The organism is Vibrio sp. C8 (assembly GCF_054051265.1).
The window spans coordinates 56,520-67,534 of the sequence record NZ_JBPAOE010000004.1 but is presented as its reverse complement, the minus strand read 5'-3'; the positions used below and the strand labels follow the sequence as shown (position 1 = coordinate 67,534).

Sequence of the window (11,015 nt, the reverse complement as noted above, 5' to 3'; positions counted from 1 at the left end):
GAAGCTCCAATTCGTCGAACTCAGCCGCAATATCTTGCTCTGGCGGCTCAGACTCTTCAGACAAAAGCTCAGCAGGTGTCACTTCATCTTGCGCTTCAGGAGTTTCAGGAGTTTCCGCTTCGACTGCTTCAGATTCAACATCCGCCAGCGCATCTTCTTCTGTGTACTCTGGAAGATCTAACTCGTCGAACTTAGCCGTAATATCTTGCTCTGGCTGTTCAGATTCAGACTCTTCAACTTGAACTTCCGCTGTTTCAGTTTCAGTTTCAGTTTCAGTTTCTAGGTCATCAAAAACCCAATCGTCATCTTGTGGAACACCGAATTCATTCGCAACAACCTGTTCTTGCTCCGCATCCGCTTTTTCTCCACCTTCGATCTCAGGATTAAACTCGAAATCATCCAGTTCAAGATCGTCTTCACTCAGTGCTGAAATAGATTCAAATTCTTCATCCAGTAACGGGTCAGACTTTGGTGCATTGGTAATAAGGTCGTCAATAAAGTTTGCACTATTGAAATCTTCAACCAGTTCTTCAGATTCTGCATTTTGTTCGATCGTCAGCAGTTCATCAAAAAGCTCTAAGCTTTCATCTGGTTCCTCTGACTCCTCAGCTTCTAAGCTAGTTTCATCAACCAAAAAGTCCTCGTATCCGGTCGGTCCTTCACTAAGTTCACCGACAAAATCATCAAGTAAGTCTGTACTGTTTTCATCAATCTCAGGAATATCTGAATCATTGGAATCTCCCAACAACTCATCCAGTTCCAGCATCATCTCATCGGCGACATTTTGTTCAGAATCAGCTTCGTCAAAACCATTTTCATCCAAAAGCTCATCTAGTAACGCCGTACTATTGGCTTCGATTTCAGGTTCATCTTCTTCATCTTCTAATAGCAATTCGTCTAGTAATGCCGTCTCGTCTTTTGCATTCGCCGCTAAAGACTCTAAGTCAGCTTGAGCTTCTATGTTTGCAAATAAGTCGTCTAGCTCTTCATCTGAAGTGAACTTAGCCGCCTCTGTCTCTGGATTGCTTTCAATCTTTTCTTCATCTAGCAAGCTGTCGAAATCTAACAACTCTGAGCTTGTGTCATCATCTTCATGTGCTGAAAAAAGTTCATCCAACATAGATTGGTCAAGAGAAGTTGATTCCAGTTCTTCAGAATCTTCATCTGCAGCCAACAAAGACTCAATGTCAGCTTGTGACATCTCGCCATCATCAGATAGGTCAAAGCCAATCTCATCGTCTTCATCATAGATTTGTGACGCCTGGTCTAGAGCACGTTCCATCTCCTCCAAGCCAAGGGCTTTCTCATCACCATTGACAGAGATGTCGCTACTACTAGAAGACAAATCACCAAAATCAGTATCAAGATCGCCTGACTCATCAATAGCAGCGAATAAATCTTCGCCGTCTTCATCTTCTAAGTCGAAGTCTAAATCGCTCTCATCTAGGCCAGCAAAAATATCACCATCATCTTCTTCTGATGTATCTTCTTTCTTCTCTTCACCAAACAGTGATTCGTTATCATCCATGCTGCCAAACAAATCATCATCCAGAAGCAACTCATCATCTAAATCTTCTAGCGACTGATCACCAACTGCAAGTGGAGCGACAGTTTCAGTACTCGCGTTCGGATTAAGTACTGTTTCTTGAACCGGTGAATTTGGCGCTTGGTTTGAACCGGAACGACGGCCTAAAAATAATACGACGAGTAAGGCAATCAATAAGCCAGGAATAAGTGCTAACCCGGCAACCACCCAATTGTTTGCTAGCAATTCATCCAGCTTAGAAGGCGCGAGACGTTGTATTTCTTCGCGTTTAATTCTTTCTTCAGCCAGCAGTTTTTCAACTTCGGAACGAATACGGTTTTCATCGCCCAACTCTTGTTTTAAGCCACTCACTTCAGATTGCACTTCGGCAAGCATCAAACGAAGTCTGTGATTCTTTTCTTCGAGTGCCTGAATTTCATTTTGGTCAGTTAATGACACTTTCATGCTGTCATCATTTTTAACAACCGCAACGGGCTTTTCTACAACAGCTGGAGGAATTGGCGTGACTTGAGTTTCAGTTGCTTGTGTTTCTGCAGGAGCGATAGACGTGGGTTTCACATCAACTGTCGGTTTAGATTCTGCTTTTGGAGCGTTAGCAACGGCTGTTACAGGCTTAGCGGGTTGTTGCACGAGACGAGCTTTATGTGCAGCCATCACTTTGACCGCTTCTTCCGTTGAAACACTGCTCACTTGAGCGAGAGATGGAATGCGTAATGTGCTACCGGGAATTAGGCTATGAATATTTTGGTTTTCAAACGCTTGAGGGTTTAAACGATAAATTGCCAGTAGAGTCTGCTGTACAGATACTTGGTTTGAGGGACGTATACGTGACGCAATCGACCATAAAGTGTCTTTTTCAGAAGTAGGGCCAATAACCTTTGAAGGCTCTGCCGTTGCTGTTGTTCGATTACGGACAATATCACTACTATATTGCGGCGCTGACTGAACTTCGCCAGTCGGACCAATAAGGCGAATACTCTCTGCACTAACGAAAGAAGTCTGAGTCACGGCCGCTACAGCGATTGGCAGTAACAGGCGTTTAAAAAATTGACGCATATAAGGCTCAGCTAGGTGCTATGAATTAATAAAGATAACAATCTGTTAAATATATCGGATAAGAGGAGCAAAACTATAGGAGATAACGCAAAAAATGTGTTCGTACCGTAATAATCGCAGCAATCTCACACTAAAAATCCATTTTTGTTACTCATGTCCAATACCATAATGACGATTCAAAAAATAAAAGCCAGCTTTAAGCTGGCTTTTACATCGTTTTACCTTATTCCGATATTACTCAGACTCAATTTTAGCCCAAGTATCACGTAGGCCAACTGTGCGGTTGAACACTAGAGATTCTGGCGTTGAATCTTTGTTGTCAGCACAGAAATAACCCACACGCTCAAATTGGTAACCAACTTCAGTTTCAGCAGTCGCAAGACTCGGTTCAACGAAACCATTCACTTTAACTAGAGACTCTGGATTAATCGTTGCAGCAAAATCATCAGCTGCAGCAGGGTTAGGCACAGTAAATAAGCGATCGTATAGACGGAACTCAGCAGGAAGACCTTTATCTGCTGATACCCAATGGATAACACCCTTCACTTTACGACCATCTTCTGGATTTTTGCCCAGAGTCGCTGGATCGTAAGTACAGTATATCGTTGTGATATTACCGTTTTGGTCTTTCTCTACACGTTCTGCTTTAATGACATAAGCACCACGCAGACGAACTTCTTTTCCTAAAACCAAACGTTTGTACTTCTTGTTACCTTCTTCGCGGAAGTCTTCACGTTCAATCCAGATTTCGCGAGTAAATGGTACATCGCGAGAACCCATTTCAGGGTCGTTTGGATGGTTAGCAAGATTAAGAACTTCAACACTCTCAGCATCGAAGTTTTCAATAACAATCTTCACTGGCTCCAATACAGCCATGGCGCGTGCTGCATTAGTGTTTAGATCGTCACGAATACATGATTCAAGTGAACTAAACTCAATCATATTGTCTTGTTTAGTAACACCGATACGTTTACAGAACTCACGGATAGAAGCAGCAGTGAAGCCACGACGACGTAAACCAGAAATTGTAGGCATACGTGGGTCATCCCAACCATCAACCAATTTTTCAGTTACTAGTTGGTTTAGCTTACGCTTAGACATTACCGTATATTCGAGATTCAGGCGGCTGAACTCATACTGGCGAGGATGACAATCAATAGTAATGTTATCAAGCACCCAGTCATAAAGACGACGGTTATCTTGGAATTCCAATGTACAGATAGAGTGCGTAATACCTTCCAACGCATCAGAAATACAGTGTGTAAAGTCATACATTGGGTAAATGCACCACTTGTCACCCGTCTGATGGTGCTCAGCAAAACGAACACGGTAGATAACTGGATCACGCATTACAATGAATGACGATGACATATCGATTTTAGCACGCAGACATGCTTCACCTTCTTTGAAGCCACCTGTTCTCATTTTTTCAAATAGAGCCAAGTTTTCTTCTACAGTGCGGTCACGATAAGGGCTGTGTTTGCCTGGCGTGGTTAACGTTCCACGATATTCGCGAATCTGCTCTGGAGTCAGTTCTTCAACATAAGCCAAACCTTTGTTGATAAGCTCCAGCGCATATTCGTACAGCTTGTCAAAATAGTCAGATGAATAGCAAATATCACCAGACCACTCAAAGCCCAGCCAACTTACATCTTTCTTAATTGATTCTACGTATTCGATATTTTCTTTCTCTGGGTTTGTGTCATCAAAACGTAAGTTACACTGGCCCTGATAGTCTTGAGCGATACCAAAGTTCAAACAAATCGACTTCGCGTGACCGATATGCAGATAACCGTTTGGCTCTGGCGGGAAACGAGTATGCACGCTAGTGTGTTTACCATCCGCTAAATCTTTATCTATGATTTGGCGAATGAAGTTCGATGGACGAGCCTCAGCTTCACTCATCTATAGCACCTCAAAATAATTTAATACTGGCAGAAAGTTTTCCTGTCTGGGCCAATTTAGCCGCAATCCACAGAAATATTGCGTTCAATGATCCACAATTCTGGGCATTTTCACAATAAAAACTGCGGATTTATTAGGAAATAATATTTACTTCGCTTGTTCTGTAGCCAACGCCTTACAAAGCAAAAAGCCTTCGCATATAGCGAAGGCTTTCATTTCAGCTAAAGAATTTTATCTATTATGGCAATTTCACGCCAGATAGATCTTCAGTAGTACTGATTGCTTTCATTTCGCCCGCAACGATTTCCGCTAGAGGGCCAAGGATAACTTGAAGGTTGTTTTCGCCAAGCTTAACCACACCTTTAGCACCTAATTTCTTCAATACAGCTTCATCAGCAACTGAACGATCTTTCAGTGTTAGACGTAGACGTGTAATACAAGCATCGATAGTCGTTAGGTTTTCGTGACCACCTAGAGCTTTTAGGTATTGACGCGCTAGATCACTCTTGTCTCCACTTGAGCTAGAAGGTGCTGCAACAGCTTCATCATCATCTTCACGACCTGGTGACTTCAAGTTGAAAGTACGGATTGCGAATGTGAATGTGAAGAAGTATAGAGCGAAGAACGCCAGACCAATGATAAGTAGAGTTACAGGTTTAGTTGCTAGACCCCAGTTTAGTGCGAAGTCGATTAGACCAGCAGAGAAACCAAAGCCGTGTAGCGTACCAAACATGTTAGCAACAACTAGAGCTAGACCAGTAAACACTGCGTGCATTGCATAAAGTGCTGGTGCTAGGAACACAAACATGAACTCTAGAGGCTCTGTGATACCTGTTAGGAATGAACAGAATGCTACAGAGAACAATGCACCACCAACTTGATGACGTTTCTCTACAGGTGCTGCAAAGTACATAGCTAGTGCTGCACCAGGTAAACCGAACATCATGATTGGGAAGAAGCCATTCATGAATACACCAGCGCTCTTATCGCCACCGAAGAAACGGTGTAGGTCGCCAGATTTCATTGTTTCAGTCACTTCTTTAACAACAGCTGTGATTTCAGGATTCACTGCATTTTGGAAGTTAAATGTGTGCTCTTGACCAACCACTAGAGCTTTAGCAATAGATGGATCCACACATAATTTTTGTAATGCAGGTAGTGCTTGACCAGCCGCTTGAGCACCCGTTACCACGATTTCTTGACACGTACCCATACCGAACCAGAAGTATGAGTTAAGTACGTGGTGCAAACCAACAGGAATTAGAGCACGGTTAAGAGTACCGTAAACAAACTGACCTACTGAACCAGAAGTTGATACTGCATGAGCTAGAGTATCAAGACCACCTTGAATACTTGGCCATACAACACCTGAAATAGCACCAGCAACTAGTGCAAACAGACCAGCCATAATAGGTACAAGGCGCTTACCAGAGAAGAACGCTAACCATTCTGGAAGACGAGTAGCGTAAAAAGCGTTATAAGCGTGACCTGCGATGATACCTGCAAAAATACCGCCGAAGAATGACATGTTAATTGAAGGATCAATTGTTTTTGCTGTTGCTGTCAGTACGAAGTACGCAACGGCACCTGCTAGACCTGCAGCACCAGAACCGTCTTTAGAAAGACCGATCGCAATACCAAGGCCGAATAGAAGAGGTAGTTGCCCAAAGATAGCACCACCCGCTTCTGCCATAAATGGAATGTCTAGTAGGTCGCCCTGACCTAGACGTAATAAGATCGCTGCAACAGGTAGCGTTGCGATAGGTAGCATCAATGCTTTACCTAACTTTTGCGCATATCCAAGAATATTCACCGTAAGTTCCCCCTATAGGATTTTTATAAATATCGGCAAACTTATTTTAGTCGCCCAATTTAGTCATAATTAGTGTATGACAATAATTTTGCTCCGCAAATTAAAAGCTCATCAATTGTGACCGTAATCACCTCAGAGCAGCATAATTCAAGGTTTTTGCTAGCGAGATCATAAAACTTATTTTACAATATAAAAAAACATACATTTATCGGTACTATTCGACTAAGAAATAAGTGATGTAATGTCTTATAACAAAAGAGATTATAGCCACTAATAGACCTATTTTTCGGTGATAAAGCCAGAACAAAAATAGTACCAAACATTCAGCTGGAGGCACCTTTTGAGTGACCGCCGAGCACAAAGATATTTCGCGATTTGATAAAAGTTAGCAAAGAGTCAGCTTGTACCATACTCTTTAGAGACAATATCTGCTTATCGCTCCTAAAATTATAGAATGTCTATCGACGAGGATTCGTTAATTATGTACGCACTAACTAACTGTAAAGTATACACAGGCAGCGATGTACTAACTGACCATGCTGTTATCATTAATGCTGATACAATTCACGCTATTATCCCTAAAGAAAATCTTCCTAGTGACATAGAGCGAAAAGATCTTGATGGCGCAAACCTAAGCCCTGGTTTCATTGACTTGCAGCTTAATGGTTGTGGTGGCGTTATGTTCAACGATGAAATAACAGCAGACACAATCCATACGATGCACCAAGCTAACCTTAAATCCGGTTGTACAAGCTTCTTACCTACTCTTATCACCTCCTCTGATGAAAACATGCGTCAAGCTGTCGCGGCAGAGCGTGATTACCGCCAAAAGTACAGTCATCACTCTTTAGGCCTTCACCTAGAAGGTCCTTATTTGAATATCGAAAGAAAAGGCATTCACAGTGTCGACTTTATTCGCGAATCGGATGAAGCAATGATCGATTTCATGTGCCAGAACAGCGATGTCATTACGAAAGTAACGTTGGCGCCAGAAAACAATAACCCTCAACATATTGAAAAATTAGCGCAAGCAGGCATTGTGGTATCCATTGGTCACACCAACGCAACCTATCAAGAAGCTCGTAAAGGATTTGAATCAGGTATTACTTTCGCAACACATTTGTTTAATGCAATGACACCGATGCAAGGTCGAGAGCCTGGAGTTGTTGGGGCTATCTTTGACACCCCAGAAGTCTATGCTGGTATTATCGCTGATGGTTTTCATGTGGATTATGCAAACATTCGTATCGCGCATAAAATCAAGGGCGAAAAGCTCGTATTAGTGACAGATGCCACAGCTCCTGCAGGCGCGGAGATGGATTACTTTATTTTTGTCGGTAAGAAAGTATATTACCGAGATGGCAAGTGTATCGACGAAAACGGCACACTTGGCGGCTCAGCCCTTACGATGATTGAAGCAGTTCAAAATACGGTTGAGCATGTCGGCATCGCTTTAGATGAAGCACTGAGAATGGCTACTTTGTATCCAGCAAAAGCAATTGGTATTGACCAGAAATTAGGTCGTATTAAGAAAGGCATGATTGCCAATCTGACTGTTTTTGATCGTGACTTCAATGTAAAAGCGGCTGTGATTAACGGACAATACGAGCATATGTAATAATGAATGGCGGACAAATAGGTAACGTAGATCTAGTCAAGCAGCTTAACAGCGCTGCAGTATATCGATTAATAGACCAACAAGGTCCTATTTCTCGAATCCAGGTTGCCGATGTAAGTCAGCTTGCCCCTGCAAGTGTGACAAAAATAACCCGCCAACTTTTAGAACGCGGCCTTATTAAAGAGGTCGCTCAACAAGCTTCTACTGGTGGTCGAAGAGCAATATCTCTGACCACCGAAGTAGCACCATTTCACTCGGTTGCAGTACGCCTTGGACGCGATTATATTCAGTTCAGTCTTTTTGACTTAGGTGCAAAAGAGATCGCGTCAGATTTTCAAGAGTTTCTCTATACCAGCCAAAATGAGTTGGTGGATGGCCTTCTCAAATATCTTAAAGATTTCACTAATCAACATGCTTCCTCAATTGGACAACTGATTGCAATCGGGATCGCCTTACCTGGTTTGGTCAATCCAGAGACGGGTGTTGTTGAATATATGCCAAATGTCAAAATAAATGCTTTACCACTGGGTGAAATCATCAAAGACAATTTCCATGTAGAATGTTTTGTCGGTAACGACGTTAGAGGAATGGCATTGGCTGAACACTATTTCGGTGCCAGTCAAGATTGTCAGGATTCAATATTAGTCAGTGTTCACCGAGGGACAGGTGCGGGGATCATTGTCAATGGGCAAGTATTCCTGGGTTTCAATCGTAACGTAGGTGAAATTGGTCATATACAAATCGACCCACTGGGTGATCAATGCCAATGCGGCAATTTCGGTTGTTTAGAAACCGTTGCAGCGAACCCAGCTATCGTCAATCGCGTCAATAAACTCATCGCTCAAGGTTATGAATCCAGCTTGTCTCAAGTCGATGGTATTACTATTCATGATATATGTGAGCATGCCAACAATGGCGATGAACTTTCCCAACAAGCTTTGGTACGTGTGGGAAACCAGTTGGGAAAAGCAATCGCAATTACCATTAACCTGTTTAACCCACAAAAAGTTATCATTGCTGGTGCGATTACAGAAGCAAAAGACACTCTGTTCCCTGCTATTCAACGCAATGTCGAAAATCAGTCTCTAAAATCATTTCATACCAATTTACCTATTGAAGCTTCGTTACTAGACAAGCAGCCGACATTAAGTGCTTTTGCTATGATTAAGCGCGCTATGTTAAATGGTGTCTTGTTACAAAAACTTCTGGAAGATTAGGACTTATCCACATTGGTATAAGCAACTGATTACCCTATAATGCAAGGCTGCGTCTATTAATTAGACACAGCCTTTTTATTTCTAGGAAGCAAATATTACCAATGGAAATTATTCTAATTACAACGGCATTCATCGCTGGTTTTATTGCGCTAAAGTGCCATCTCCCTCCCCTTGTGGGCTTTCTTATCGCTGGTTTTGCACTGCACGCTTTGGGCTTTGAATCAAACGAGTCCATCTCTATTCTGGCCGATCTTGGTGTTACGCTACTGTTGTTTACTATCGGTCTGAAACTGGATATCAAAACACTTCTGGCAAAAGAAATCTGGGCAGGGGCAACGATACATAATCTATTGTCAACAGCTGTATTTAGTATTGTTCTTATCGGTTTCAAATACCTAGGATTAGACAGCCTCGCACTCGTTTCAGTCTCTAGCATCATTTTGCTTGGTTTTGCACTCTCCTTTTCAAGTACCGTTTTTGCCGTAAAATCTCTTCAAGAAAAAGGCGAAATGAATGCAACCTATGGCACCATCGCGATTGGTATTCTTGTTATGCAAGATATCTTTGCCGTCATTTTCTTAACGGTCTCGACAGGTAAAATTCCTGAGTGGTATGCGCTTGCTTTGTTTGTGCTCCCATTCATACGCCCTCTGTTCTTCAAAATACTTGATTGGGTTGGACACGGTGAAATGCTGGTTTTGGCAGGCATTTTCTTTGCATTAGTCGTGGGGGCAGGTTTATTTGATTTCGTTGGAATGAAACCGGATTTAGGCGCACTCATTTTAGGTATGATGCTCGCGGGACACAGCAAAGCCTCAGAGCTATCTAAATCTTTGTTTAATATGAAAGAGTTGTTCTTGGTTTGCTTCTTCTTGAACATTGGCTTATCAGAACAACCGACCGTCACAGGTTTCTTGCTTGCACTATTATTATTGCTGCTGCTGCCACTCAAAGGCGTGTTGTACTTTTTAGTATTAAACAAGTTTCGGTTTCGTGTCCGTACGTCATTGCTAGCCACAATTTCTCTTTTCAACTTTAGTGAGTTTGGTCTGATCGTTGGTGGGTTAGCGTTTAAGATGGGTTGGTTATCAGGTGATATACTTGTCGCCTTAGCCATTTCAGTGCCCCTTTCCTTTATCGTTACCGCACCAATTGTGCGTAAAGGACACGAGATCTATCAACACTCTGCACATTGGTTAAAAGAACAAACCGCCGAACGAATAAACATCAAAGACAAATTTATTAATCCAGGCAGCTCTCAACTGATCATTCTTGGGATGGGACGTATAGGAACAGGTGCTTACGAAGAATTTCATGCTCGTTATGGCAAAATCTGCTTAGGCGTTGAACTGAGAGAAGATACGGCTCAGCAACATCGAAATGAAGGCAGAAACGTTATCTCTGGTGATGCAACCGACCCCGACTTTTGGGAAAGAATACTAGATACAGGTAACGTTAAAATGGTGCTTTTAGCCATGCCACACCATCAAGCGAACCAGATCGCGCTAGAGCAGTTGAAAAAACGTTCATTCAACGGACAAATTGCAGCTATTGCGGAATATCCAGATCAGTTAGATAACCTTCTCGAAAAAGGCGCACATGCGGCGTTCAACATCTATCGAGAAGCAGGCTCTGGTTTTGCTCGCCATGTCTGTGAACAACTGAAGCCTGAATTTGTAAAACACTAGCCTTAATTCATTCATCTACTTAAAAAGAAAGAGCACCAAGTGCTCTTTCTTTACTCCAAGTGATGTTTTTTTCATCATTATTTAAACCTCATCTACCAAAACAACCATTTAAATAGATAAAGTTCACCTATAGTAAGTTTATTTAAACTATTTACCAATCATGGGTTGTTTT

At 42.2% G+C, this 11,015-nt stretch carries 6 protein-coding genes; 3 read left to right on the top strand and 3 right to left on the bottom strand.

Translation table 11 applies throughout. From position 1 onward, the window contains the following. The 3 genes from ACRQQK_RS02610 to nagE all read right to left on the bottom strand — a co-directional run. Window positions 1–2,602, bottom strand: a 2,602-nt coding sequence (locus ACRQQK_RS02610) for a FimV/HubP family polar landmark protein (RefSeq protein ID WP_457509944.1), incomplete at its 3' end; no start/stop codon positions are given. Window positions 2,603–2,836: 234 nt separating this feature from the next. Further along, on the bottom strand, window positions 2,837–4,507 hold the full coding sequence (gene glnS, locus ACRQQK_RS02605) for a glutamine--tRNA ligase (protein ID WP_457509943.1): 1,671 nt from the start codon (window positions 4,505–4,507) through the stop codon (window positions 2,837–2,839). Between the two features lie 238 nt (window positions 4,508–4,745). Then, the gene (gene nagE / locus ACRQQK_RS02600; RefSeq protein ID WP_457509942.1) at window positions 4,746–6,320 is read right to left on the bottom strand and encodes an N-acetylglucosamine-specific PTS transporter subunit IIBC; all 1,575 of its coding nucleotides are present in this window, start codon (window positions 6,318–6,320) and stop codon (window positions 4,746–4,748) included. A gap of 481 nt (window positions 6,321–6,801) precedes the next feature. Between nagE and nagA the strand changes: the two genes are divergently transcribed. The 3 genes from nagA to ACRQQK_RS02585 all read left to right on the top strand — a co-directional run bounded on the left by nagA (window position 6,802) and on the right by ACRQQK_RS02585 (window position 10,843). Continuing rightward, window positions 6,802–7,938, top strand: coding sequence for an N-acetylglucosamine-6-phosphate deacetylase (nagA, locus tag ACRQQK_RS02595; protein WP_457509941.1), 1,137 nt, complete (start codon window positions 6,802–6,804; stop codon window positions 7,936–7,938). 2 nt (window positions 7,939–7,940) lie between these two features. Next, window positions 7,941–9,155 carry a DNA-binding transcriptional regulator NagC gene (gene nagC / locus ACRQQK_RS02590; protein ID WP_457509940.1) on the top strand — a complete coding sequence of 405 codons (1,215 nt, stop codon included), beginning with the start codon at window positions 7,941–7,943 and terminating at the stop codon, window positions 9,153–9,155. 101 nt (window positions 9,156–9,256) lie between these two features. Then, window positions 9,257–10,843: a cation:proton antiporter domain-containing protein gene (locus ACRQQK_RS02585; RefSeq protein ID WP_457509939.1), complete on the top strand. Its 1,587-nt coding sequence runs from the start codon at window positions 9,257–9,259 to the stop codon at window positions 10,841–10,843. Window positions 10,844–11,015: the final 172 nt, after the last annotated feature.

Coding starts and splice junctions, on each gene's coding strand:
- nagC (WP_457509940.1), top strand. CDS start 7,941: ATGAATGGCGGACAAATAGGTAACGTAGATCTAGTCAAGCAGCTTAAC.
- nagA (WP_457509941.1), top strand. CDS start 6,802: ATGTACGCACTAACTAACTGTAAAGTATACACAGGCAGCGATGTACTA.
- ACRQQK_RS02585 (WP_457509939.1), top strand. CDS start 9,257: ATGGAAATTATTCTAATTACAACGGCATTCATCGCTGGTTTTATTGCG.
- glnS (WP_457509943.1), bottom strand. CDS start 4,507: ATGAGTGAAGCTGAGGCTCGTCCATCGAACTTCATTCGCCAAATCATA.